Genomic DNA, 25,876 nt, shown 5'->3' on the forward strand with positions numbered 1-25,876 from the left:
GAATTTTGTGTGGTAACTTCATTCTATAACAAAGATCCTATTTATGAGTTTTTTTGTGTCGCACTTAATATTACAATCTGTCAAATAAAAAAAACACGAATCATATTGATTCGTGTTTATCCAAAATACCGTAGGTGTTAGGATATAAACCCGCTAAAATAGCAGGTGGGCATCGTATCTAGTGTTTTAGGAGTCCTAGGTGATAAAAGCTAGGCATTCAACACCACACTAGCGAATCGGATTCCCTAATCAGAAATGTTCGGATTTAAAGAACTAATCACCTTACGCATATCTCAGAAGATGAGTAAATTTTAACATGATATTGGATAGATTGCAAGGTCAATTTAACTCATCTCATTTATATCTAAACTAAATTCTTTTTGTTTTTAGCCCAAAGTGACCGTCAAGGCAAAATCTATCTTAATCTGAAGGGTTAGGGTCCTTATGGACTAGATAGAGTTTAAAATGTGGTATAAGAAGTGTATTATTTTAAATGAAAAATCATCTGACGGTTCAGTTTGGAATTAGATTTTATCATGTTAAGCGATAAAGTGCAATAAATAAATTGAGATAAAATAAAAAAACACGGATATTGCTATCCGTGTCATCTTAAATAACCCAAATTGCCGTAAGTGTTAGGATAATAAACCCGCTCGAGAGCAGGTGGGTATCCTGTCTGATATATTAGGATTCCTAACAAAATGGTTAGGCATTCAACACAATATCAGAACTCCGGATTCCCTTATCAGAAATGTTCGGATTTCACAACTAATCACCATACGCACAATTCAGGGGATTTAGACGCATATTATTTTTTACATCTACTGACGAAAATGAAATCATATGCATCTATCAAATGAAAGAGGTCACTCATCATAAAACAACTAAACTACATCATCTACGTGACAGTAACTTGATGTTGGATACCAACTAAAATCCGAGGAAATGAGGTATATTAATCACCAACAAATACTTACTGCCGAATGACATTTCATTTGACACTATTATTATAGCCAGTATTTTAGATTTCATACTAAATTTTAAAAAATAGCCTAAAAAAAGTGAGTCATCGTGGTAATTTAGAGAGAATAACGGTATAATCAAAGCAGTTAAATAATTAGAAAGAGTAAGGAGCAAGACGAGATGTTACATCAATTTTCTAGAAATGAATTAGTTTATGGACCTGAAGGAACAGAAATCTTAAAAAATAGTACGGTTGCCGTGCTCGGAATTGGTGGTGTCGGTTCGTTTGCCGTGGAGGCATTAGCACGTACAGGTGTGGGAACGTTAATTTTAATTGATAAAGATGTGGTAGATATCACGAATGTAAATCGTCAAATTCATGCGACTCATAAGACGGTAGGACGTAAAAAAGTTGAGGTGATGGCTGAGCGTATTGCGGAAATTAATCCAGTATGTAAGGTGATTCAAATGCATATGTTTTATACAGAAGAAACGGCTTCCTTATTATTTGATCATCACATTGATTTTATTGTAGATGCTTCAGATACAATTAGCTATAAAATTCATTTAATTAAAGAATGTTTAAAACGAAATATTAAATTTATTTCTTCAATGGGAGCCGCTAATAAATTAGATCCAACTAAATTTGAAATCACAGACTTGCAGAAGACGTCTTATGATCCAGTGGCTAAAGTGATTCGTACTAAATTAAAAAAAGAAAAAGTAAGTGGTAAAATTCCAGTTATTTATTCGACAGAGCGACCAATTATTGGACGAGAGGATACTCTTAAAATTGTTGGAAAAGAAGATAGTGAAGTTCGTAAACAACAATTACCACCTGCTTCGAATGCCTTTGTTCCAAGTGTAGCGGGATTAATCGCAGCTAGTTATGTCATCAATGAGTTAACCAAATCAATTAAAGTTAAGCGTAAAGGGGATCAAGCTTAAGCAAAGGGGGAAAATAATAATGAAGAAAATCATTTTAGCGGGGGGCTGTTTTTGGGGAGTCGAAGCTTATTTTAAGCGATTAAAAGGTGTTTTATCCACACGTGTCGGGTATACAGATGGTTTCACGATGAATCCAACTTATGAAGAAGTTTGTGCCCAAAATACGAATCATGTGGAAGCCTGTGAAATTTATTATGATGAGCAAGTTATTTCATTAGAGCGACTTCTTGAGCATTTATTTAAAATTATTGATCCCACTTCATTGAATAAACAAGGGGGGGACGTTGGCGTTCAATATCGAACAGGAATTTATTATGACGATGAAGCTTTGCGTCCGGTTATAGAAAGATTTATTCAAAAGATACAACCTAATTATGCATCTCCTATTGTGGTAGAAGTAAAAAAAGAGAGCCCCTTTTATCAGGCAGAGCGTTATCATCAAGACTATTTGACCAAAAATCCAATGGGATATTGTCATGTTAACTTATATCAAATTTCAGAAGAAGACTTAAAAGATGAGTATAAATAAGGAAAAAATTAGCGCTTTGCTAATTTTTTTTTGAATATTTAGAAAGACAGCTATCCCAAAATGATTTATCTCATGATAGAATAGAATTACTTTTTAAGATTGAGGAGAAACGACATGAAAAAGATTAAATTAGCCATTAAGCGACGATTAAACCATCCTTTAAGATTAACTATTAATGAAAAAAAACAAATTAAAATTCTTTATTTAGTTGCTAGCTTACTCATTTTGATGGGATTATTTGTTGAATATGGTTATTATTCAACCATTGGTCATTTAGGATCAACCATTGCCATTGAAATTTTTAAAATTCATTTGACTAAATTAATGGTTATTTTAGGATTTGCAACGGTGGTAGACTATAGTTTAGCTTCTTTATCGAATCATCGTCTTTTGACATTAAAACAAGGCGTAAAGAGCTTAATTGAACGTCCCTCATTATTATTTGTTATGATATTGATTTTAATGTTATCCTTAGACGCCCCGGTTACCGCTCTTTGTATGGCAAGTCTTTTAATAATTTTAGTCTCTTCAATGATTAAACCGAAAGGAAATTTATATCTCGTACACCCTGTATTAATTGGTTATTTAGTTGGGGTATGGGGAAGCATCTCCATTAATCAAAATTTAGGAATTTTACAAACCCCACCGATGTTTAGTTCACCTTTTATGAGTGCTGTTAACGGACCGCTTACCTTAACTTATGATGAATTTATTTTAAAGTTTCATTCCCTTCAAACTGTTTTAGCAGGATTATTTGAAGGATCGTTAGCGGGAACTTTAATTCTTCCCCTTATCATTTGTGCGCTATTTTTGATGAAGCGTCAAATTCTAGATTATAAGGTGTTTGTTCTTTATATTGGGACTTATACTTTGTTAGGTGCTTTATTTATGCAAATGGCTCATTTTGAGTATTGGATTTTATTATTATTTATGTTAAATGGGGGACTTTTGATTTGTCCGATTTTCTTAATCGCACGGTGTGAAAATCTTGCAAGTCGCCCGTATGTTAAATATTCATATATTGCTTTTACCTCGCTCTTGACATTTTTCTTATCGTATTACGTCCATTTTGTTTTTGGTCCTTATCTTGCATTAGGACTTAGCCAGTTTATCTTAGGAGTCAGTCAATTTTTATTAAGTCATCAAATAGTAAAGATGAAGGGCTTTAAAAATCAAAAACAGGTTATAGCTTAAGCTATAGCCTGTTTTTATTTTTTTAAAAATAAAAAGGAGAGGCATAATCAAAACTTAGACACCTATAATATAAAGACATAGAATAATTTTATGATACGACTAGCTGAACTTAACGAGGTGAGAGACATGGAAGAATTTTTTTCAAAATATGCAAAAATTATAAAATTTGGGATGTATACATTAGTGGTCTTAATGTTATTAAGCATTGTTTTTTTATTTGTTCAAACTTCTCCTATTTGGGGAAATATTCTTTCAGATATTTGGTCGAGTTTATTTCCATTTTTAATTGCCTTTTTATTAGCCTATGTTATTCATCCTCTCATTCTTTGCATTGATCGACTTCGGCTTCCAAGGGTTTTATCCGTTTTTTTATTTTATCTTTTTATTTTTGGAAGTTTATACGGTGTCATTTCATGGTTTTTGCCAACAATTTTAAGAGAGTTACATGATTTAGTCATGAATTTGCCTACTTATTTAGAGGCTATTCAAACACAAATTATGATTTTTGATCAGAAGTTTAATCTTAATGTCAGTCAGTATTTTTTAGGAGATTATAGTAGCTGGATGAGCACCTTGACGACTCATATGCGTGAAATTACAGGATGGACCTTCAATATGATTTTTTCAATTATTGGCTCATTAGTTAATATCATTATTGTTCCAATTGCGTTATTTTATTTTTTAAAAGACTTTGAGAAAATGATGCACGGGTTATTAAAAATTGTACCAAGGCGATTTCGACATCATGCAGTCTCAATCGCTGGGTTGTTAGATGAATCCTTGGGTTCATATATTCGTGGGGTCTTTTTAATTATGGTGACGTTGTCAATTATTGCAACCATTCTGTTGATGATTGCAGGAATTGATTATGCTTTATTATTTGGCGTTTTAATTGGCTTAACGGACTTTATTCCGTTTATTGGGCCATTTATTGGGGCTATTCCGGTTGTCGTCTTTGCGTTATCAATTTCTTGGAATAAAGTGATTATTGTAATTATTATTTTAGCCATTTTACAGTGTATAGAAGCGAATTTTTTACAGCCTTTCATTATTGGTCGCAACCTTGATATGCATCCTTTATTAATTATGATGATTATGGTGGTTGCTGCGACTATTATGGGCTTTCAAGGTGTATTTTTTGCACTTCCTGTCTTTTTAATGATCCGGACTTTTTCACGTTATTTATATTCAATTAAGGAAAAACACTTGGATTGAGATAAAAAAGTCTGCTTAATTCGACAAAATACTAATAAAAAGATTTTAAAAGTGGTCATTTTTTGGTAGAATTGAGGGTGAGTTAGTTGAAGAATCTGGATAATTTCTTCACTGAAAACACTTAAATTCTGATTTTTTAGAATGTTCCTAATGAATTACTGATATAACATTCATAACTTCAGATATACTAATAAAGGCAAATAAATCATTAGGATTTAATCTGTCTCGAGGAGGATTTCAATGGAAGTGAATAAGTATATTGATCACACGATTTTAAAACCTGAAACAACGAAAGCTCAAATTTTAACATTATGTGAAGAGGCAAAACAATTCAATTTTGCTTCAGTATGTGTGAATCCAACTTGGGTCGCAACTTGTGCTAATGAGTTAAAAGGAACAGACGTTAAAGTTTGTACAGTGATTGGATTTCCATTAGGAGCAACATTCAAAGAAGTAAAAGCATACGAAACAAAATTAGCAATTGAAAACGGGGCATCTGAAATTGATATGGTTATCAATGTAGGGGCTGCAAAAGATCAAAATTGGGAATTAGTGTATGAAGATATTAAGGCGGTTGTAGAGGCTGCAAACGGTGTCTTAGTAAAAGTTATTATCGAAACATGCTTATTAACAGATGAAGAAAAAGTAAAAGCTTGTGAAATGGCTGTTAAAGCAGGAGCTCATTTTGTTAAAACATCAACTGGATTCTCAACAGGTGGAGCCACAGCAGCTGACGTTGCTTTAATGCGTCAAACAGTAGGAGAATCAGTTGGGGTTAAAGCTTCAGGAGGTGTCCGTACCGCTGAGGATATGAAAGTGATGGTTGAAGCCGGAGCAAACCGTATTGGAACATCTGGTGGTGTTTCATTAGTTCAAGGAAAAGAAAATACAACAGCATATTAGTGATTTAAGAGGAGTGAATAAAATGGCAATTCCAACACCACACATTGGTTGTACAGAACAAGGAATTATCGCAGAAACAGTCTTATTACCAGGAGATCCATTACGTGCAAAATATATTGCAGACAATTTCTTAGAAGATGTTGTGCAATTTAATACAGTTCGTAATATGTTTGGATATACTGGAACTTATAAAGGGAAAAAAATCTCAGTTATGGGATCAGGAATGGGAATCCCATCTATTGGGATTTACTCTTACGAATTAATTCATTTTTACGGCGTGAAAAATTTAATTCGTATCGGTTCTTGTGGTTCTCTTCAAGAAGATGTAAAAATCCGTGATGTCATTATCGGAATGGGTGCTTGTACAAATTCTAACTATGCATCTCAATATAATTTACCAGGGACTTATGCTCCAATCGCTTCTTATCAATTATTAAGTAAAGCGGTCAAAGTAGCAGCTGAAAAAGAAATTGATGTTAAAGTCGGAAATATTTTATCTTCTGATATTTTCTATGATGCAGACGCAGATTCATGGAAAAAATGGGCTAAAATGGGAGTTATGGGTGTTGAAATGGAAGCAGCCGCTTTATATATGAATGCAGCTTACGCAGGCGTGAATGCATTATGTATTTTAACGGTGTCTGACTCATTAGTAACTCATGAAGTAACAACGGCTGAAGAACGTCAAAATACATTTACAAAAATGATGGAAATTGCGTTAGAATTAGCGTAATTAAGTAAAAGAACAATCCGAAAGAATAGGATTGTTCTTTTTATTTTAATAAAAAGAGGTATAAAATAAGTTTTCTAACTGATATTAAATAAGTAATAATGGATAAAAAAAGGAAGTGACGGGGTTGATTAAAAATAAAAAACTATTTTTATTCATCATTGGTTTACTTTGTTTGATGGCAGGATGTCAATGTCAGCAGGAGGCGGTCGCCTTATTATTACCTAAAGACATTTCAATTACGTTAGTAAAAAAAGAGGATATTCCAAAATTTAATGAAGTTCATCAAGATGTAGCACCGCCTAAAGAAGCTGAGGTTCCTAAGCCCTCAATAGATGAATCCGTTGAAAAGACAGATAGTGAAAATCAGCAGACAGGGAATGAGTCACCCAAAAATGAGAGTCCTCTTTCTACTTCAGAAGAGGAGAGTAGCCAAGTCAGACCAGCTTCAGGGGAATTCGTTGAAAGTATGGAACAACAGATTATTGACTTAGTCAATGATACGCGTGTAAGTTTAGGAATTGAATCATTGAGTAAAAGTAAGGAGTTAACCGACACAGCAAGAGCTAAATCAAAAGATATGTATGAGTATCAATATTTTGATCATAATGGCCATCTAACTTTTTCACAGCTTCAAGAGCAATTTCAAATAGCAGTGCATATTAGTGGTGAAAATATTTATCGTTCTCAAAGTCCATTAACAACAGCACAAGTTATTTTTGATGCATGGAAATCTTCTCCTAATCATTATGCTAATATGGTGAATGATGAATTTCATCAAATTGGAGTAGGGGTTTATGTTGTAGATGAAGAGGGGATTAGGACTTATTATGTGACACAACATTTCACGGATTAAATGATGATTATTGAATAAACTGTTAATAGGGATTTAGACCGTTAATAAAAATAAATGGAATTTTTTTGATTTAATGTTCAAAATACCCTATAATTAATGTGCAAGAAATTAAGGTAATTCTTAATTTAATAAATTAGAGGTGGTGAATTTATGGAAGTTCGTCAATTTGATGACTTAGGATATAAGTTAACAACGATAAAAAGTGATAAATTTAAAACGAATCTTATTTCAGTTTCGTTTCAATCGGAGATTGAACGTGATAGTGTAACGAAGCGTTCGTTACTTCCATATGTAATGCGTTCTGCAACGAAAAAATATCCTTCAAAAAAGGAATTAAATACGTATTTAGAAACCTTATATGGTGGTTCTTTATCAGCGACAGTTGAAAAACGTGGAAAAACACATAATATTAAGTTTTACCTTTCATTAGCAAATGAAAAATTTTTAAGTCATTCAGAAGATTTGCTCGAACAAGGAATTGATTTATTAAAAGAGGTCATTTTACATCCTTGTTTTGTTGACGGAGCCTTTAAAGATCAAGTGGTAGAAGTTGAAAAACGTTTATTAAAGGAATATATTGAATCGATTTATGATGATAAAGTTTCTTATTCCCTTCAAAAACTCGTTGAAATTATGTGTAAGGATGAAAGTTTTAGCATTACCTCTATCGGGTATGTCGAGGATTTAGAAAAAATTAACGCAAAAGATTTAGTAGAAACTTATCAAAAAATGCTGACAGAAGATCAAATAACGATTATGGTTGTCGGTGATATTGATCATCAAGCCGTGTATGAATCTTTTAAACAACATTTACAATTCAATGTTCAGTCAACAAATGCTCAAATAATTGACCACGAAGATAAAGAAATTAAAAAGATTGAAGTGGTGAAAGAAGAGCAAGATATCTCTCAAGGAAAACTAAATATTGGTTATCGAACTCATACCCGAATTGGAGAAGATGACTATCTACCATTATTAGTGTTTAATGGGATGTTTGGAGGATATGCTCATTCAAAATTATTTATGAATGTACGAGAAAAAGCTTCTTTATGTTACTACTGTGCCTCTCGTTTAGATAACTATAAAGGTTTAATGTATGTTTATTCAGGAATTGAAGCACAAAATTATCAAAAAGCATTAGAGATTATCGGCCAACAATTAAAGGATATGGTTGATGGTAATTTTACAGATAAAGAAATGGATTTAGCTAAAAAATCATTAATTAACTCTAAGTTAGAATCTTTAGATCAAGCGTCAGGGATGATGGCTCACGAAAATTTAAATGCTCTTTTAGACCAACCTTTAACCGTTGAAGAGTGGATTGATCAAGTGAATGCTGTTACTGTGGATGATATCAAGCGTGTTGCAAGTAAAATCGAAGAAGATGCCATCTTCTTCTTAACTGGGAAAGAGGTGACAGAATAATGGAATTTAAAGAGTTCCCTCAATTACAAGAAAAGTTATATTTTGAAGAATTAGAAAATGGGTTAAAAGTTTATTTATTACCCAAACCAGGCTTTAATAAATCTTTTGCAACCTTTACTACTAAATATGGTTCAATTGATAATGAGTTTGTTCCGATTGGGCAATCAGAAATGAAACGTGTTCCAGATGGAATTGCTCATTTCCTCGAACATAAATTATTTGAAAAACAAGACTATGATGTTTTTGAAAAATTCTCTGCACATAGTGCCTCGTCAAATGCTTTTACTTCATTTACGAGAACGTGTTATTTATTTTCTTGTACAAGTGAATTATCAGAGAATTTAACGACATTAATTGACTTTGTTCAAACTCCTTATTTTACAGAAGAAACGGTTGAAAAAGAAAAAGGCATTATTGCACAAGAAATAAAAATGTATGACGATAACCCTGATTTTAGAGCTTATTATGGAATCATTAATAATCTATTCAAAGATCACCCAGTAAAGATTGATATCGCCGGAACCGTTGATTCTATCCAACCGATTACAGCGGATTTATTATATGAATGTTATCATACCTTTTATCATCCTTCGAACATGTTACTCTTTGTTATTGGTGATTTTAATCCAGAAGAAATCATGACGTTAGTGCGTCAAAATCAAGCTGCTAAAGAATATGTGAAAGCAGATGAGATTCCACGCCAATATCCAGAAGAGCCTGATTATGCTGTGACAAAAGAAAGTGTCCTAGAAATGGAAGTCACGACTCCAAAAGTCTTTTTAGGAATTAAAGATGTGACAAAAGATCGTCAAGGTGAAGTTTTATTAAAGAATGAAATAGCTGTTGATATTATTTTTGATTTGATATTTGGTAGTAGTTCTGCTTATTATGAAGAAATGTTAGACAAGGGTTATATTAATGATACATTCTCTTATGAAACAAACTTTGAATCGGCCTTTGGTTTTTCTATTGTTGGAGGAGACACTCGATATCCCGATGAATTAGCATCGAGTTTAAGAGAAAAATTAGAGAGTATTTCAACCATGGCATTTAATGAAGATGAATTTAATCGGATCAAAAATAAAAAAGTAGGCCGCTTTTTAAGCGCTTTAAATTCTGTGGAATTTATTGCGAACCAATTCACACAATATGCTTTTAATGGTGTTCATTTATTTACGATTCTAGATATTTTAGAAAAATTAACGATTGAGGATTTACAACAGGTAGCAAAAGATTATTTTGTAGCCGATCGTTTTAGTACGTTTAAGTTACTTCCTAAAAAATAAAATAAAAAGAAACAGGATGAAATTCCTGTTTCTTTTTATTTTATAAGATAAAAAAAGGAGAACTGGTGGGGGGCACCAGTTCTCCTTGAGAGGGGAATAGTATAAGGTTGCATTGGTACTTAGCATAAAAAAGTTAGCTAAGTCAAAAACCCAATACGTTTGTTTGATGAGGGGATGTAAAAAATTAAAAATGGAATGAAAAACAATAATGAAAGGAATGTATTACATGAACGGGGGGGGATGTTCATGAATACAAAAAAAATTATATCAAAATTCGACAAAATTTTGTGTTCATTTTGTGTTCTTATGTCTAAAAAAAGGTGAATACGTTTTCTGATTTTTAAAAATTAAAAAAAATAAAAAAAGGAAAAGAAGAAAAGTCATCGTATATTAAATTAGTGCGCACAATTTTAAAACTTTGGAGTGAAAAATTATGTTAAACAATGTTGTATTAGTCGGACGTGTGGTCCGTCAACCTGAGTTATCACAAACAATTGATGGAAAGAAAGTCTCAACGATTACACTAGCTGTCACTCGTTCTTTTAAAAATGCTTTGAGTGGTGAGTATGAAACAGATTTTATCAATATAACCCTATGGGAGGGAATTGCTAAAAGTGTAGTTGAATACTGTGGAAAAGGAGCCATCATTGGGGTGAAAGCAAGATTAGTTCATAAAACGTATGAGGTGCCTAATTATAAATCATTGAGAGTTGTTGAAGTCGTTGCAGAAAAAGTTTCGTTTATTCAAACTAAACCAATAGAACGTCAAGAATTAAAAGAATTGTCGACTGAAGATCAGGATCTCATTGAAGTGCTTCTTTAATAAGAGAAAAGTTTTAGCCCTCCTTTTGTTAAGATAAAAGAGGGCTAAAACTTTTTTATTTTGATAGGTGAAGACGAATGTCTAACTTCAAAATGGACACGTTAATATTGAATCGAATACTTGAACTTATTAAGGGAATCTGTCAAAATAAATAGATAGTTAGTGAGCTTGTATGATATCACTTCATCATTGTTATTTTGGGTTTAATTTATAATGGAGGATGATGCATGGCTAGAGAACAATTTGTGACAAATCGGTTAGAGCGATTAGCATATGGCGGCTATTTTATGGGACAAAATCTGATTTATTTTTTAGTTTATCAGTTTTTAATGCTATTTTATACCGATGTGGTTGGGATTACGGCGGGGGCCGTTGGAACGATGTTTTTAATTGCTAGAATTTTTGATGCGGTCAATGATCCCATTATGGGAATTATAGTAGATAAAACTAATTTAGAGGGTGGAAAATTTATCCCATGGATTAAATTAGTGATTTTTTTAATGCCTTTAACCACTGTTATCCTTTTTATTAAAGTAGGAGGTGGTGGGATCAATAGTTTGATTTATGCTTATATCACGTATCTTATTTGGGGCATTATTTATACCATTAGTGACGTTCCCATTTTTGCATTAGCAACAGTCATGACTCATAATTCAAATGAACGTGTGACCCTTATTTCCATAGGTCGTATTGGAGCAGGATTAGGATCCGTCATTATCTCGTTATTTTTTATGACCCTCCTCTCTAAAATCGCTTGGACTGGAACTGTTTTATTATTAGCCACTCTCGCCCTCCTGTCTATGTTACCTTTAAGATATCTAGGGAGAGAACGTTATGTTTATCAGCAAAAAGAGGTGTTAAGTCTTAAGAAAATCTTTAGCTTTGTCTTGAATAATAAATATTTACTCATTTTCTATGGTGCTATTATTATGGCGAGTTTAACGAATACCTCAACAGTCTCGATTAATTATTTTGCAATTTATAATTTAGGAAATGAATCTTATATTTCAACTTTAACCATTGCGAACATGATCCCTATGTTATTGGTTCCCTTTGTTTTACCTCCACTGATTAAACGATACGGTAAAAAGAAAATTTTTATTATGGCATTTATCGTTGCTATTCTCTCTTCATTGGTTTTTTATTTGATTGGCTATTCAAACATTGTATGGGTTCACCTTTTTACGACAATAAAAGGAATTGCACAAGTCCCAACTTTTATGATTGGATTATTTACCGTAGATTGTATTGAGTATGGAACGTATACAACAAATGAACGAGCAGAAGGCATTAGTTTTTCTTTACAAACTTTTACAGCTAAGTTATCGGCTGCTGTTGCTGGGGCGATTAGTGGATTTGTATTAGAGCGTGTGGGATATGAAGCTGGTGTGATACAAACCCCACAGACTTTAAATGGTATTTGGAACATGTATGTTTTATATCCTATTTTCGGCGCCGTTATTGCTATTATTATCATGTGGCGATATTATGACCTCACGGAAAAACAAGTCGATGACATGATTTTATTCAACACGAAATCAAAAAATATTTAGAAAAGGTGAGTCGTATGATTATTACAACAGCTTTTGATGAAACAGAGGCTCTTGTTTCACAAGCTTCAACTTTATCAAAAAAATTAAATATTCCGTTTTATTCACGTCATAAAAAGACCGTCAAATATTTATTAGAACATGTAGACTCTGATATATTTGTTGTTAATAATCAACGTGGATTAAGTTATTACAAAAAAGGCCAAGAGGAAGTTTTCTTTCATCCTAATATGGCTATGCATCGAATTAAGCAGCTCGAAAGGGGACAAAAAGACAGTTTAATCACAGCATGTCAGTTAGAATCAGGCATGACATTTTTAGATTGTAATTTAGGGTTAGCCTCTGATACATTGGTCGCTAACTATGTTGTTGGTCAGACGGGAGAAGTGGTGTCATTAGAAAAAAGTTTCCCTCTTTCCGTCATTGTTAAAGAAGGATTAAGTTACTATGTTCAGCATGAAAAACCAGAGTGGTCTTCATTAATTAATCGAATTCAGATTAGGAATGAAGATAATTTAGAATATTTAAAAAATTGTCGCAGTAACTCGTTTGATGTGGTATACTTTGATTTCATGTTTGATACTTCCGTTGAGTCTTCTCATGGGATTAAAGTAATCAAACCGATTGTATCTTATGATGTTATGACAAATGAACATGTTAAAGAAGCATTACGTGTCGCTAAGAAACGAGTCGTTGTTAAATCGAACTACGGGAATCTGTCAATAAAAGAATTAGGATTTGATATTAGAAGGGAAAATCAAAAACGGCATTTTTTCTATGGTGTCATTGATAAAGTTTAAAGTTGTAATAATAAGTAAGGTAATCATATAGTTTAGGAGTGAAATAAATGAAACAATACTTAGATTTATTAAATCATGTATTAGAGAATGGGACAACAAAAGGTGATCGAACAGGAACAGGAACGATTAGTACCTTTGGATATCAGATGCGTTTTGATTTAGCAGAAGGATTTCCGTTATTAACAACTAAAAAAGTTCACTTGAAATCAATTATTCATGAATTACTATGGTTTATTAGTGGAGATACAAACGTTAAGTATTTACAAGAAAATGGGGTACGAATTTGGAATGAGTGGGCAGATGAAGAAGGAAATTTAGGACCTGTTTATGGAAAACAATGGCGTCGTTGGGAAGGAGCTAATGGAACAGTTATTGATCAGTTAGCTGAAGTAGTAGAACAAATTAAAACAAATCCAAATTCACGTCGCTTAATTGTGAATGCCTGGAATGTTGGAGAACTTGATCAAATGGCCTTACCCCCATGTCATTTATTATTTCAATTTTATGTAAATGATGGAAAATTATCATGTATGTTATATCAACGTTCTGCTGATATTTTCTTAGGTGTACCATTTAATATTGCATCATATGCTTTATTAACGATGATGATTGCACAAGTGACAGGTTTAGAAGTTGGAGAGTTTGTTCATACTCTTGGAGATGCGCATATTTATCAAAATCATTTAGAACAAGTTAAAATTCAATTAGGACGTGATATTCGCCCTCTTCCAACCATGAAGTTAAATCAAGACGTTAAATCAATTTTTGATTTTAAATATGAAGATTTTACATTAGAAGGTTATGATCCTCATCCATTATTAAAAGGGGTTGTAGCAGTTTAAAAAAGGGGAATAGAAGATGATTTCACTTATTGTAGCTTTTGATCAAAATCAATTAATCGGTGTTAATAATCAATTACCGTGGCATTATAAAGAAGATTTAAAATATTTTAAAGAAACAACAACAGGACATGATATTTTAATGGGGCGTCATACGTTTGAGTCGATTTTGTCTTATCAAAATAAACCATTACCGAATCGTCACCATATTGTGTTAACGAAGCAAATGAGTTATAATCATGAACAAGTCACGATTACAGATAATTTAAATAAAATCTTAGCAAACTATCAAAATTCTAAAGAATTATTTGTCATTGGGGGTCGTTCAATTTATGAACAGACATTACCAATAGCAGATCGTTTATATATTACGCATATTGATGCTACCTTTGAAGGTGATACTTATTTCCCTGAAATTAATTGGGATGAGTGGCGTTGTATAAAGGAAAAAAAGGTTCAGGAGCTTAGATTTAATGTTTACGAAAGGGTGAGTAAGACTTGTTAACTATTTTATTTTGGGGATTGGGAGTTATAGGATTATTACTATTAATCATCATTATCACGGTTTTAGGTGTAAATTTCCGTGTTCAACAGCTAAAAGACGAAAAGTATTCTTCAGTTGAGAAGTTTTCATTTATCAGTTGGGTTGTTTCATGGGCTATTCCATTAGTATTTAATGTTCGAGTAGAAGTGGATGGTCTTGAAAAGTTAGATGAAGTTGAACACGGTGTTATTTATGCAAATCATCAAAGTAATATCGATATTGTGGCCATGTTGAAAGCGATTAAACGTCCGCATGGATACGTTGCTAAAAAGGAATTAGATCATATTTTTTTATTAAGTGATAGCATGCGTTTAATTCAATGTCAATTTATGGATCGAAATGATGTGCGACAATCTGTTAAGGTTATCTCAAATGCCGCTAAAACAGTTAAAGAAGGTCATTTAATGGTTATTTTCCCCGAAGGAACTCGTATGGTAGACGCAAAAATGGGTTCATTCAAAGCTGGAAGCTTTAAATTAGCCCAAAAAGCTAAAGCGGATATTATTCCAGTCACTATCTTTAATAGTTATGAAGTAGCGAAGCGTTGGCCAAGAAAAACGGTTGTTAAAATGAAAATTCACGATGCAATTCCTTATGAAGCTTATTCAGAATTGTCAACGAACGACATTTGTGAGCAAGTTGAAACAATTATCAAAAAAGCATTATAGAAAGAACAGTCTCTTAAGGAGACTGTTCTTTTTTTGTGCTAAAAATAAGTATAAAAAATTTTTGAATTCTAAAAATAAGTAATACATTCAATAGAAAGGGCGGAGTTAATGGAAAAGACACATCAAGAAATTGAATTAGAACCTGTCATTAAAATAGAAGAATGGATTTTTTTACTTTTGCTCGCTATGATTCCTATCGTGAATCTCGTTTCTTTTATTTATTATAGTTTTAGTAAACGAGTGAATACAAATAAACGAAATTTTGCAAAAGCCGTTCTTACTTATCTTATTGTCTTAATGTTATTAGTTATTTTAACAACTGTTTTAAGATAAAGGAGTTGATTATTTTGAAAAAAGAACGCCATGTCTCTCATACTGAGTCTCATTCAGCTTTTAATCATGCCTGGCAAAATGAAATGAATCGTTGCCTTCATCAAAGTCTGTTTGGTTTTTTTGAGTTCGGAAATGAATTTGATTTATCTTTAAATGAACTGACTTCCCCTATAGAAGATGATGAAAAAAATAAAAATAAAAATTATTAAAACAAAAAAGTGATATCTATTATAATTAGATATCACTCTTTTGTTTTGTCGTTAACGATATAAATTAACGACGTTGTCAGCCTGTTTTTTATGATGATATTTTTGATTTAAAACAAAATCTTTGACAATGGTTGCATGATAGACAATGCGAATATGATTCCCGAAAAATTTTATGTTATGTTGGGAAAAGTAGTCTAAAATTCGTGATTCTAATGTCATAGTAGACATTTGGGAAAAAATATTCTTCATTGTTTCAAGGTCTATTTCCTGATCATACAAGAAGAGATAGACAATAACCTCTTTATTTTCGCATAAGATTTTATGTTGACGGAACATCATTTTCACCTCATTTAGTCAAGGTTATAATTATATTTTTCCATTACCTAATAGAAGTATTCCTTAAAAATCTTTTTTTTATGTTATAACGCGAATAGGATTACATCCTTTTCCAGTTTGGGGTATAATTTAATTGTTTTTATTTTTAAAGAAAAAAGGTGATTGGAAAATGAGAATGGTAGATTTAATCTACAAAAAAAGACATAATGTAGAATTAACAAAAGAAGAAATTGAATGGATGATTAATGGGTATACAAATAAAGAAATCCCAGATTACCAAATGTCTGCTTTTTTAATGGCAGTGGTATTTAATGATATGACAAAAGCTGAGAGATTAGCTTTAACACAAGCGATGGTAGCGACAGGTGAGGTCGTTGATTTGTCAGCAATTGAAGGAATTAAAGTGGATAAGCATTCAACAGGAGGAGTAGGAGATAAAACTTCATTAATTTTAGGACCTCTTGTGGCTTCTGTTGGTGTCCCTGTTGCAAAAATGAGTGGACGAGGTCTTGGGCATACAGGGGGTACCCTTGATAAATTAGAATCTATTTCAGGAATGAGAATTGAACTTGAAATGGAAGAATTTATTAAACAAGTCAATGATAAAAAAATTGCAATCATTGGACAAACAGGGAACCTAGCTCCTGCAGATAAATATTTATATGCATTACGTGATGTAACATCTACTGTTGAATCAATTCCTTTAATTGCCTCTTCCATCATGAGTAAAAAAATTGCTGCAGGTGCTGATGCGATTGTGTTAGATGTTAAATTTGGTGCGGGTGCATTCATGAAAACATTAGAAGATGCAAAAGAGTTAGCGCAAGCAATGGTTGAAATTGGGCGTGATGCTCATCGTCAAACCGTTGCATTTTTAACGGACATGAACCAACCTTTAGGATTTGCGATTGGAAATGCTTTAGAAGTTAAAGAAGCTATTGACACATTAAGTGGACATGGCCCGAAAGATTTAGAAGAATTAGTGCTACAATTAGCTTCTCATATGGTTGTTTTAGCGAAAAAAGCAAATACAACAGATGAGGCATATCAAACGCTAAAAGAAAATTTACATAATGGTATTGCTCTACAGAAGTTTAAAGAATTCGTTGAGGCACAAGGTGGAGATGTTCGTCAAATTGAGGACCCATCATTATTACCGAGTGCGAAAACCATCGTTGCTGTTAAGGCTAACCGTGCAGGTTATATTGAAAAAATTGATGCCTTATCAATTGGAATCGCAGCCATGAAATTAGGTGCTGGACGTGCAACGAAGGAAGATATTATTGATATGGGTGTTGGAGTTGTTTTAAATAAAAAAGTGGGAGAGATGGTTGAAGTCGGGGACACATTAGCTTATATTCATTCAAATAGTAGCGAATACCAAGAAGCCATCGATTATATTATGCAAGCTTATCAAATCTCAACAGAAGAGGTTTGCTCACCTACTTTAATTTATGATATAATTAAGTAAGATAATCTCATTTTAGTGTGACAAAAAAAGTGGTTCACTTTGAATTTTAATTGAAAAGAAGTCGAAGAATCTTAAACCTGATGCTTCGACTTCTTTTTGTTTTTATCTCATCCTTTCATGATTAAACTTCAAATAAATATGAAAAAAGAGGGCATTCGTTTTTATTCTTAAAATGATTTATGAAACGACTTAAATAATCTATATAAAAATTAATCTAAGCGTGTATAAATCATTTGGATGTATCATAAAAGTGTATTAAGCTGCAGTAGAAAAAGAGGTGCAAAGATGAAAATAAGAAAAGTGTTAATTAGTCTTCTAACTTGCTTTAGCTTCAGTTGTCTCGTTCACTCAAAGATTGTTAGTGCAGATGAATTAGTGACTGATGGGAAAGCTGCCATTTTGATTGAAGCCGAAACAGGAGAGATTTTATACGAAAAAAATCCTCATGAACAGTTGGCTCCAGCAAGTATGACAAAAATGATGTCGATGTATTTAATCTTAGAATCCATTCATAATGGAGCATTACAATGGGATGAAGTGATTCGCGTTAGTGAAAATGCAGCTAGTTACGGTGGATCACAAATTTATTTAAAACCTGGAGAAAAAATGATTGTTCGTGATTTATTCAAAAGTATTGCCATCGCATCTGCTAATGATTCTGTTACAGCTTTAGCAGAACGCGTAGCGGGAAGTGAAGAAGCATTTGTCGAATTAATGAATCAAAAGGCAAAAGAACTTGGAATGAATAATACTGTTTTTAAAAATCCAACTGGTTTAACAGCAGCAGGACATGTTACCACACCTTATGATATGTCTATTATTGCTCGCCATTTGTTACAGGATTATCCAGAGATTACAGAGTTTTCAGGTCTATATGAAGATTATATTCGACAAGATACTGAATCACCATTTTGGTTAGTTAATACGAATAAACTAATTAAATATGTTGATGGAGTGGATGGTTTAAAAACGGGATTCACACAAGAAGCAGGATATTGCTTAACGGCAACAGCACAACGAAATGGAATGAGAGTCATCGCTGTTGTGATGGGAGCAAGTAAATCGGAGATTCGTAATCAAGAAGTGACACGATTAATTGAATATGCTTATGAACAATATGAGTTAGTTCCTAAATTAGAAAGTGGTTTAGTTGTTTCATCAGGACATCATTTATTAGCAAAAACTCGTGATTTTGACATTGTAACAGGGGATCAAATTACGATATTGAAAAAGAAAACAGATGGTGAAGGTGAAACTAATTATACCGTCACATTAAATGAAGAAATAATCTTACCTATTCAACCAGGGGATGAAGTCGGAACTTTAACGTATTACTATAATGGAGAAGAATATACAACAATTCCGTTAACAGTCAGTGAACCTGTTGAAAAAAATAGCTTCATTGGGCTATACACATATATTGTTTCAAAAATATTATTTGGAGAAGATGCATAACATGTTTTATGCATTTTCTTCTTTTTTTTGTAATTTTGGACAAAGACCGAATAAAAAAATAAAGTTTTATCATAGGAAATAAAAAAAAGAAAGACTAAAATTGTCGAAAATGACATATTCCAAAGTAATCTATTTTAAAATGAAGATAATTAAAATCACACGAGAAAGGGGATTAATATGAGTATTACAGTTTCTCTTTATGTTGAGGGGCAAGTTCTTTATGTTAATTTAAATGGTGAACTCGATCATCATACGGCAGATCAACTGAGAAGTCGTTTAAATTCTGTTATGAGTGAATCACGTATTCAACATATCGTGTTCAATTTAAAACATTTAGACTTTATGGATAGTTCAGGAATTGGGATTATATTAGGTCGTTATAATCAACTTAAGTCTGTTAATGGGACAGTCATGGTGATTGGGATGAAACCATTAGTTAAAAAGGTATTTGAGTTATCAGGGTTATCTCAAATTATTAAAGTCGTAGAGGATGAGAAACAGATTACAGCGATCATTAGGGGGATTGCATAATATGAACAATGAAATGCATTTACAGTTTCCTGCAAAAAGTATTAATGAAAGTTTTGCTAGACTTGTGATCATGGGATTTATTGCGCCACTTGATCCAAGTTCTCAGGAAATGACCGAAATTAAAACCATTGTTTCAGAAGGTGTAACTAATGCGATTATTCACGGTTATGAGGACAATGAAGAGGGGCTTATTACCATGAGTGCATCATTAGTTGGAAGACGGTTAAAGGTAACAATTAAAGATTCAGGAAGAGGAATCGATAATATTGAATTAGCGAAGCAACCGCTATATACAACAAAAAGTGAGGAGGAAAGAAGTGGTCTCGGATTTATGATTATGGAATCATTTAGTGATCACTTTGAAGTTCAATCTACACCAGGTTTAGGGACAACACTTGTATTTGAAAAAGAATTTGCAGCACATGAACAATCATAAAAAAGTAAATAATCCGTTAGTGATAGGCATTACCAAATGAAGATGAAAAGTTAGCACGAGGGATGATTAGATGGATAAAAAACAAATACATGAGCTTATTGCAAAAGCTCAAAGTGGTGATGAAGAAGCTAGATTAACACTTGTTACAAATCATATGGATTTAGTTTGGTCCGTTGTTCATAAGTTTGGACATATAGAGGTTGAAAAGGATGATTTATTTCAGATTGGTTGTATGGGGCTACTTAAATCAATTAACCAATTTGATTCATCTTATGATACAACCCTTTCAACCTATGCAATTCCTTTAATCATTGGTGAGATAAAAGCCTTTATTAGAGAACAAAGTCCAATTAAAATTAGTCGAAGTATTAAAAGTAATATTCATAAAATTCAAGAAGTGAAAGATCATTTAAATAAAGTATTAGAACGGGAGCCAACGATTAAAGAAATCGCTCAAGAGACAGAATTATCGGAAGAACAAATCATTTTAGCATTAAATGCTCCAATCAATGTGACGTCTTTAGATAACTATGAAAGAGAAGATATGCCATTAATTGAGCGGATCCCGAATCATCAAGAGGGAATGGGATTAGAACAAAAGATTGTACTGAAACAATTAGTTTCAAATCTCGATCCTATTGAAAAGTTATTGATTTATTTAAGATTTGATTTAGGCTATACACAATCAGAGGTAGCAAAGCGATTAGAGATTAATCAAGTCGCTGTTTCACGTCTTGAGAAAAAAGTATTAAAAGAATTAAAAGAAAAAATGTTGGTTTAAATAGGATGTTATCAGTTGATAGCATCCTATTTTTTATTTATATAGTGATTTTTTAACAATAAACTAATAAATTTATCAAAAAAAGTCATATTAAAAGTAGAAAAAGAAAAATAATTAAGAGTGGTGAAAAGTTTTGAAAACTAAAAAATATGATGAAGTCATACAAAAACATGCTATCAAACCGAATTACTTTAAGAATGCTCTCGTTTCTTTTTTCTTTGGTGGACTGATTTGTGTCTTTGGTCAGGCACTCATTGAAATTAATGTTCATTGGCTAGGGTATGTCCGTGAAACGGCGAGTACCTTAGCAACTGTTACCATTATTTTAATTACTTCAATTCTCACTGGACTAGGTGTTTATGATGATTTTGGACAGATTGCAAAAGCCGGTGCGTTCGTTCCCATTACAGGGTTTGCAAATTCTTTAACATCTGCTGCCCTTGAAAGTAAGAGTGAAGGTGTGGTCTTAGGGATTGCAACTAATTTATTTAAACTTGCAGGTGCAGTTATTGTCTTTGCTGTTATTTCAGCATACGTATTTGGAATAATCCGTTATTACTTAATTGAATTTGGAATTGTTCAAATGACATCTGAAGAAGCAATTAAGATGATTATTTTAACATTACGTTAAAGGTAACCGATAAATTTTTAAAAGGATGATGATTTAAATGAGAGTTGGAAAACAATCATGGAAGTTTGAAAATTCAGTTTATTTACAAGAGACAGGAACGGCGGTTGGACCTTTAGAGTTTCAAGGTCCTTTACAAGAATATTTTGATGTAAAATATAACGAGCCTTACTGTGGTCAAAAATCGTGGGAGCAGGCAGAATCGCAGTTAATGAGAAGTGCTGTGCAGACCGTTTTAAATAAGTGTAATTTAAAAGATGAGGATATAACAGTATCTTTTGCAGGTGATTTAGTGAATCAAATAGTTCCCACTCATTATGTGTTTAGGGAATTTAATATTCCTTTCTTTGGAATATATGGTGCCTGTTCAACTTCAATGGAATCTTTATTACTGAGTTCTATTTTTGTAGATTCAGATAGTGCAAAGGTTGCTTTAGCGGCAACTAGCAGTCACAATTCAACGGCTGAACGTCAATATCGCAATCCAACAGAATATGGAGGTCCAAAACCGGAAACGGCCCAATATACGGTAACCGGTTCAGGAGCTGCCATCGTCAGTCATAAAAAATCTCCTATTCGTATTGAATCAGGAACCGTTGGAATGATCGTCGATGCTGCTCAAAATAATGCAAATGATATGGGATCGGCAATGGCTCCCGCTGCTGCTCAAACGATTAAACAACATTTAGATGATTTTGGATTACAACCCAATTATTATGATTTAATCTTAACAGGTGATTTAGCTCATTGTGGTAGCCCTATTTTAATCGATATATTAAAAAGTGATGGATATGATATTAGTGCCAACCATAATGATTGTGGAAAATTAATCTTTTCTCCTGATCAACCCGTTTTTGCAGGAGGAAGTGGTTGTGGATGTTGTGCTGTTGTCACGTATGGATATATTAAAAAGTTATTACTTGAAAAGAAACTTAAACGAGTCTTAGTTGTTGCGACTGGAGCTTTATTAAATCCAATTATTTTACAACAAAAAGAAACAATTCCATGTATCGCTCATGCTGTTGCCCTAGTTGCAGAGTAGAATTTTATGTTAATTAAAGAAAGAGGCGAATAGACAACATGATATTTTTTAATGCTTTTATTGTTGGAGGAATTATTTGTGCCTTAGGACAGCTGATTTTAGATTATTTTAAATTAACTCCGGCACATATTACGTGTAGTTTTGTGGTTATAGGGGCAGCACTTGATGTTTTCAATTTATATGATAAGTTAATTGAATTCGCAGGAGCAGGAGCTCAATTACCGATTATGAGCTTTGGTCATTCAGTCATTCATGGGGCTTTAGAAAAATCTGAGCAAATTGGTGCCATAGGAATTGGGATGGGGATGTTTGACTTAACAGCTGCAGGAATTACATCTGCTATTTTATTTGCTTTTATCGTCGCATTAATTTTTAAACCAAAAGGATGATTGAATTAGAAGGGAAGGTGGGATACGATGGGTTATGATCCATATACACCTGTTGAAAAAAATATTGATGAAAACCAAGCCATCTTAGAAGAAAGATTAGGAATTGGAAAAAGTTTTGATGTTGGTAAACGTGAAATTGTTGTCATGGGACGACGGTTACAACTTTATTATGTGACTGGTCTAATTAATTCGGATTTAATTGTTGATTTAATGACTCAGTTATTACTCTTAAATAGTTTGCCTGAGCCAGGTCACGATGTTTTGCAAACCATTCATAATCGTTTAGTCCATCAACAAGTTAATTCAACGGAAAAATTAGAAGATATTTATACTGCTGTTTTAAGCGGATTAATTGGAATTATTATTGATGAGGAAACTGAAGCTTTCATTGTTGATGTAAGGAGCTACCCAGGTCGCGGTCCTTCAGAGCCAGACACCGAAAAAACCGTTCGTGGTTCTCGAGATGGATATACTGAAAACATTATTGTGAATACAGCCTTAACACGTCGACGTATCCGTACAGGAAAACTTCGAAATGAAATTCTTAAAGTCGGAGATCAATCTAAGACAGATATTGCTATTATGTATATTGAAGATATCGCTGATCCAGTAATTGTTGATGAAATTAAAAGACGTATTTCTCAGATTAAGGTTGATGGATTAACGATGACCGATAAAGAATTAGAGGAGTTTATCACGGGACAGGTGTACAATCCGTATCCTTTAGTTCGATATACTGAGAGACCCGATGTGGTGGCAGCTCATTTATATCAAGGAATGATTGCAATCGTAGTCGATACTTCTCCAAGTGTTATTCTGGGGCCTGTTACCCTTTTTGACCATTTAACAAGTGTTGAAGAATATCGTCAAACACCAGCTGTCGGAACTTTTCTTCGTATCATTAGATTAGGTGGCATCATTGTTTCAATCTTTTTAATGCCAACATGGCTATTATTTGTTTTGCACCCAGAGTATTTACCCGACTTTCTTAATTTTATCGGGCCTCAAGAACAAGGAAATATTCCAATTATCTTACAAGTGATTGCTGGAGAGATTGGAATTGAATTTTTAAGGATGGCCTCTATTCATACACCCACTTCAATTTCGTCTGCTTTAGGGATCGTGTCTGCTATTTTAATTGGTCAAGTTGCGGTTGATGTCGGGTTATTTGGACCTGAAATTTTATTCTATGTTGCTGTTGGAGCTTTAGGAGCCTTTGTAACACCTAGCTATGAGCTTGGATTAGCCAATAAAATGTTGAAGTTATTTATTATTATTGGAACGGCTTTGCTTGGAATATGGGGGTATGTTGGGACTATTATACTAAGTCTTATTTTCTTAGCTACTATGAAAAGCTTTGGAAAACCTTATTTATATCCACTTGTTCCATTTGATTTTAAAGCTCTTATCAGGACAGTTATTCGTTTCCCTATCACGTATCGATATAATCATCAACAAAAACAAAATCAAAAAAAATCCTCAGCCAAATAAAATTATCTCCCTATGGGGAGATAATTTTTTTATCATCTCTTAAATAGTCATGAATTTGAGTTTTTTAAAGTCTATTATTGTCTTAATGTTGAAAATTCGTTACAATAAAGGGATGGAAACTAGAAAGAAGTAGGTGGGGTATGGAATATAAAGTACATATTGATGCATTCGAGGGGCCACTAGATTTATTATTACATCTTCTTAAAGAGGCTAAAGTTAATATCTATGACATCAAGATTGCAGAAATAACCCAGCAATATTTAGATTATATTCACGCAATGGAAGATTTAAAGCTTGAGATTGCTTCAGAATACTTAGTCATGGCCGCCACATTGATTGAAATTAAAAGTAAAAGTTTATTACCCAAACAGGTTGTTGAGATAGAGGATGAATATGAAGAAGATACTCGTGAGGCGTTGATTCAACGATTAGTTGAGTATCAGCAATATAAAGAAGTAACAAAAGAACTTCGTGAACTTGAAGAGGAGCGAGGTCAGTTTTTTACAAAGCCACCGATTGATTTTACAGATTACTTGGATCAAGAAGTAAAGTTACCGCAAAATCTTCAAGTCGAACAATTAATCTCTGCCTTTGAAAAATTATTACGTCGTCATAAACTAGCTAAACCACTAAAAACGAGAATTGTGCCACAAAACATATCAGTTGAAGAAAGAATGAAATCACTCAATCAACAATTAAAATATAAAAAACGTGTTGCGTTTATTTCATTATTTGAACAATACGATAAAGAATATATTGTTGTCACCTTTTTAGCATTGCTAGAATTAGTGAAGGGGCGCCAAATCAGTATTTCACAGCAGAGTTATTATGAGGATATTTATATTTCAAGTTTAGAAGGTGATGAAGTTGTTTAAACAAGAGCGTCTAGGAATTTTAGAAGGATTATTATTTGCTGTAGGTGATGAAGGCGTAAGTCTTGAACAGTTAGAATATGTCATTGATGTGAATGAGGTTGAGGTAAAATCCCTTATTTTAGATTTAAAAGATCGTTATAAGCAGGTTTGCAGCGGGATTGATATTATTGAAGTTGCGGGTGTTTATAAAATGACAACCAAGAAAGATCATGCCATTTATTTAAAACGTTTGATTCAAAATCCAAATCAGCGAGGCCTTTCAAATGCGGCTTTAGAAGTATTGGCTATTGTTGCTTATCGTCAACCGATTACACGACATGAAATTGAAAATATTCGAGGGGCTAGTAGTGATAATGTCCTAAGAAAATTATTAACCTTTTCTTTAATCGAAGAAGCTGGGCGTTTAGAAGGACCTGGTCGACCTATTTTATTTAGAACGACAGATGATTTTTTAGATTATTTTGGGATTAAAACGTTAGAAGAGTTACCTGAATTGCCATTTGTATCACCGGATTTTAACTTAGAGGAAGAAGAAGATCTATTTAACTTTTCAGAAGAATCATAAATAAATGAGACTGAAACGTGCATACTAATCTTGGCTTTACTTTTGAGAACTGGAGGTATTA

29 protein-coding genes and 2 other RNA genes are annotated in these 25,876 nt (G+C 33.0%); 28 read left to right on the top strand and 3 right to left on the bottom strand.

The genetic code is table 11. The features are described 5' to 3' along the window. Positions 1-113: 113 nt before the first annotated feature. Both ssrS (QWC74_RS09920) and ssrS (QWC74_RS09925) read right to left on the bottom strand, forming a co-directional pair. A non-coding RNA gene (gene ssrS / locus QWC74_RS09920) (6S RNA) lies at positions 114-303 on the bottom strand. 308 nt (positions 304-611) lie between these two features. Beyond that, positions 612-798: non-coding RNA, 6S RNA (ssrS, locus tag QWC74_RS09925), on the bottom strand. 345 nt (positions 799-1,143) lie between these two features. Here ssrS (QWC74_RS09925) and QWC74_RS09930 point away from each other — a divergent pair. The 17 genes from QWC74_RS09930 (at position 1,144) to QWC74_RS10010 (ending at position 15,815) form a co-directional block, all read left to right on the top strand. Beyond that, positions 1,144-1,911: a ThiF family adenylyltransferase gene (locus tag QWC74_RS09930; protein ID WP_006784511.1), complete on the top strand. Its 768-nt coding sequence runs from the start codon at positions 1,144-1,146 to the stop codon at positions 1,909-1,911. Positions 1,912-1,930: 19 nt separating this feature from the next. Further along, positions 1,931-2,440 carry a peptide-methionine (S)-S-oxide reductase MsrA gene (msrA, locus tag QWC74_RS09935; RefSeq protein ID WP_006784512.1) on the top strand — a complete coding sequence of 170 codons (510 nt, stop codon included), beginning with the start codon at positions 1,931-1,933 and terminating at the stop codon, positions 2,438-2,440. A gap of 114 nt (positions 2,441-2,554) precedes the next feature. Further along, positions 2,555-3,634, top strand: coding sequence for an RnfABCDGE type electron transport complex subunit D (locus QWC74_RS09940; RefSeq protein WP_055163584.1), 1,080 nt, complete (start codon positions 2,555-2,557; stop codon positions 3,632-3,634). A gap of 126 nt (positions 3,635-3,760) precedes the next feature. Next, positions 3,761-4,849 (top strand): AI-2E family transporter, encoded by a 1,089-nt coding sequence (locus QWC74_RS09945; protein WP_006784514.1) that lies wholly within the window; start codon positions 3,761-3,763, stop codon positions 4,847-4,849. Between the two features lie 240 nt (positions 4,850-5,089). After that, positions 5,090-5,752 carry a deoxyribose-phosphate aldolase gene (deoC, locus tag QWC74_RS09950; RefSeq protein ID WP_006784515.1) on the top strand — a complete coding sequence of 221 codons (663 nt, stop codon included), beginning with the start codon at positions 5,090-5,092 and terminating at the stop codon, positions 5,750-5,752. Positions 5,753-5,774: 22 nt separating this feature from the next. Next, positions 5,775-6,485 carry a purine-nucleoside phosphorylase gene (gene deoD / locus QWC74_RS09955; RefSeq protein ID WP_006784516.1) on the top strand — a complete coding sequence of 237 codons (711 nt, stop codon included), beginning with the start codon at positions 5,775-5,777 and terminating at the stop codon, positions 6,483-6,485. Positions 6,486-6,600: 115 nt separating this feature from the next. Beyond that, a complete protein-coding gene (locus QWC74_RS09960) occupies positions 6,601-7,338 on the top strand; it encodes a CAP domain-containing protein (protein ID WP_370454893.1) in 738 nt (245 codons plus the stop codon). Positions 7,339-7,488: 150 nt separating this feature from the next. Further along, positions 7,489-8,763, top strand: a complete 1,275-nt coding sequence (gene yfmF, locus QWC74_RS09965; protein ID WP_006784518.1) for an EF-P 5-aminopentanol modification-associated protein YfmF — start codon at positions 7,489-7,491, stop codon at positions 8,761-8,763. Beyond that, positions 8,763-10,049 (top strand): EF-P 5-aminopentanol modification-associated protein YfmH, encoded by a 1,287-nt coding sequence (yfmH, locus tag QWC74_RS09970; RefSeq protein ID WP_006784519.1) that lies wholly within the window; start codon positions 8,763-8,765, stop codon positions 10,047-10,049. Before yfmF ends, yfmH begins: the two co-directional genes overlap by 1 nt. Positions 10,050-10,482: 433 nt before the next feature. Next, positions 10,483-10,872: a single-stranded DNA-binding protein gene (gene ssb / locus QWC74_RS09975; protein WP_006784520.1), complete on the top strand. Its 390-nt coding sequence runs from the start codon at positions 10,483-10,485 to the stop codon at positions 10,870-10,872. Between the two features lie 227 nt (positions 10,873-11,099). After that, positions 11,100-12,425 (top strand): MFS transporter, encoded by a 1,326-nt coding sequence (locus tag QWC74_RS09980; protein WP_006784521.1) that lies wholly within the window; start codon positions 11,100-11,102, stop codon positions 12,423-12,425. A gap of 14 nt (positions 12,426-12,439) precedes the next feature. Further along, a complete protein-coding gene (locus QWC74_RS09985) occupies positions 12,440-13,222 on the top strand; it encodes a class I SAM-dependent methyltransferase (RefSeq protein WP_006784522.1) in 783 nt (260 codons plus the stop codon). A gap of 47 nt (positions 13,223-13,269) precedes the next feature. Further along, positions 13,270-14,064: a thymidylate synthase gene (locus QWC74_RS09990; protein ID WP_006784523.1), complete on the top strand. Its 795-nt coding sequence runs from the start codon at positions 13,270-13,272 to the stop codon at positions 14,062-14,064. A 16-nt stretch (positions 14,065-14,080) separates the two neighbouring features. Beyond that, on the top strand, positions 14,081-14,566 hold the full coding sequence (locus QWC74_RS09995; protein ID WP_006784524.1) for a dihydrofolate reductase: 486 nt from the start codon (positions 14,081-14,083) through the stop codon (positions 14,564-14,566). Then, positions 14,560-15,273: a 1-acyl-sn-glycerol-3-phosphate acyltransferase gene (locus tag QWC74_RS10000; RefSeq protein WP_006784525.1), complete on the top strand. Its 714-nt coding sequence runs from the start codon at positions 14,560-14,562 to the stop codon at positions 15,271-15,273. Before QWC74_RS09995 ends, QWC74_RS10000 begins: the two co-directional genes overlap by 7 nt. A 108-nt stretch (positions 15,274-15,381) precedes the next feature. Then, on the top strand, positions 15,382-15,606 hold the full coding sequence (locus QWC74_RS10005; RefSeq protein WP_006784526.1) for a hypothetical protein: 225 nt from the start codon (positions 15,382-15,384) through the stop codon (positions 15,604-15,606). A 14-nt stretch (positions 15,607-15,620) separates the two neighbouring features. Further along, positions 15,621-15,815, top strand: coding sequence for a hypothetical protein (locus QWC74_RS10010; protein WP_006784527.1), 195 nt, complete (start codon positions 15,621-15,623; stop codon positions 15,813-15,815). Positions 15,816-15,866: 51 nt separating this feature from the next. On the opposite strand, the gene QWC74_RS10015 is transcribed toward QWC74_RS10010, so the two are convergent. Continuing rightward, the gene (locus QWC74_RS10015; RefSeq protein ID WP_006784528.1) at positions 15,867-16,151 is read right to left on the bottom strand and encodes a hypothetical protein; all 285 of its coding nucleotides are present in this window, start codon (positions 16,149-16,151) and stop codon (positions 15,867-15,869) included. Between the two features lie 169 nt (positions 16,152-16,320). Between QWC74_RS10015 and QWC74_RS10020 the strand changes: the two genes are divergently transcribed. The 11 genes from QWC74_RS10020 (at position 16,321) to scpB (ending at position 25,815) form a co-directional block, all read left to right on the top strand. Further along, entirely contained in the window at positions 16,321-17,622 is a 1,302-nt protein-coding gene (locus tag QWC74_RS10020) for a pyrimidine-nucleoside phosphorylase (RefSeq protein WP_009607299.1), read from the top strand. Between the two features lie 285 nt (positions 17,623-17,907). After that, the gene (locus QWC74_RS10025; RefSeq protein WP_006784530.1) at positions 17,908-19,077 is read left to right on the top strand and encodes a D-alanyl-D-alanine carboxypeptidase family protein; all 1,170 of its coding nucleotides are present in this window, start codon (positions 17,908-17,910) and stop codon (positions 19,075-19,077) included. 177 nt (positions 19,078-19,254) lie between these two features. Continuing rightward, positions 19,255-19,608, top strand: a complete 354-nt coding sequence (spoIIAA, locus tag QWC74_RS10030) for an anti-sigma F factor antagonist (protein WP_006784531.1) — start codon at positions 19,255-19,257, stop codon at positions 19,606-19,608. 1 nt (position 19,609) lies between these two features. Further along, positions 19,610-20,044, top strand: coding sequence for an anti-sigma F factor (gene spoIIAB / locus QWC74_RS10035; RefSeq protein ID WP_006784532.1), 435 nt, complete (start codon positions 19,610-19,612; stop codon positions 20,042-20,044). A gap of 70 nt (positions 20,045-20,114) precedes the next feature. Then, the gene (locus QWC74_RS10040) at positions 20,115-20,825 is read left to right on the top strand and encodes a sigma-70 family RNA polymerase sigma factor (protein ID WP_006784533.1); all 711 of its coding nucleotides are present in this window, start codon (positions 20,115-20,117) and stop codon (positions 20,823-20,825) included. Positions 20,826-20,958: 133 nt separating this feature from the next. Next, a complete protein-coding gene (gene spoVAC / locus QWC74_RS10045) occupies positions 20,959-21,456 on the top strand; it encodes a stage V sporulation protein AC (protein WP_006784534.1) in 498 nt (165 codons plus the stop codon). A 37-nt stretch (positions 21,457-21,493) separates the two neighbouring features. After that, positions 21,494-22,495, top strand: a complete 1,002-nt coding sequence (spoVAD, locus tag QWC74_RS10050) for a stage V sporulation protein AD (protein ID WP_006784535.1) — start codon at positions 21,494-21,496, stop codon at positions 22,493-22,495. 38 nt (positions 22,496-22,533) lie between these two features. Next, the gene (gene spoVAE / locus QWC74_RS10055; RefSeq protein ID WP_006784536.1) at positions 22,534-22,884 is read left to right on the top strand and encodes a stage V sporulation protein AE; all 351 of its coding nucleotides are present in this window, start codon (positions 22,534-22,536) and stop codon (positions 22,882-22,884) included. A gap of 27 nt (positions 22,885-22,911) precedes the next feature. Next, on the top strand, positions 22,912-24,375 hold the full coding sequence (locus tag QWC74_RS10060; protein ID WP_006784537.1) for a spore germination protein: 1,464 nt from the start codon (positions 22,912-22,914) through the stop codon (positions 24,373-24,375). Between the two features lie 140 nt (positions 24,376-24,515). Then, complete coding sequence (locus QWC74_RS10065; protein ID WP_006784538.1) at positions 24,516-25,250, top strand: segregation/condensation protein A; 735 nt, start codon at positions 24,516-24,518, stop codon at positions 25,248-25,250. Continuing rightward, the gene (gene scpB, locus QWC74_RS10070; protein ID WP_039930972.1) at positions 25,237-25,815 is read left to right on the top strand and encodes an SMC-Scp complex subunit ScpB; all 579 of its coding nucleotides are present in this window, start codon (positions 25,237-25,239) and stop codon (positions 25,813-25,815) included. Before QWC74_RS10065 ends, scpB begins: the two co-directional genes overlap by 14 nt. Positions 25,816-25,876: the final 61 nt, after the last annotated feature.

The organism is uncultured Turicibacter sp. (assembly GCF_938044715.1).
Lineage (GTDB): Bacteria > Bacillota_I > Bacilli_A > MOL361 > Turicibacteraceae > Turicibacter > Turicibacter sanguinis.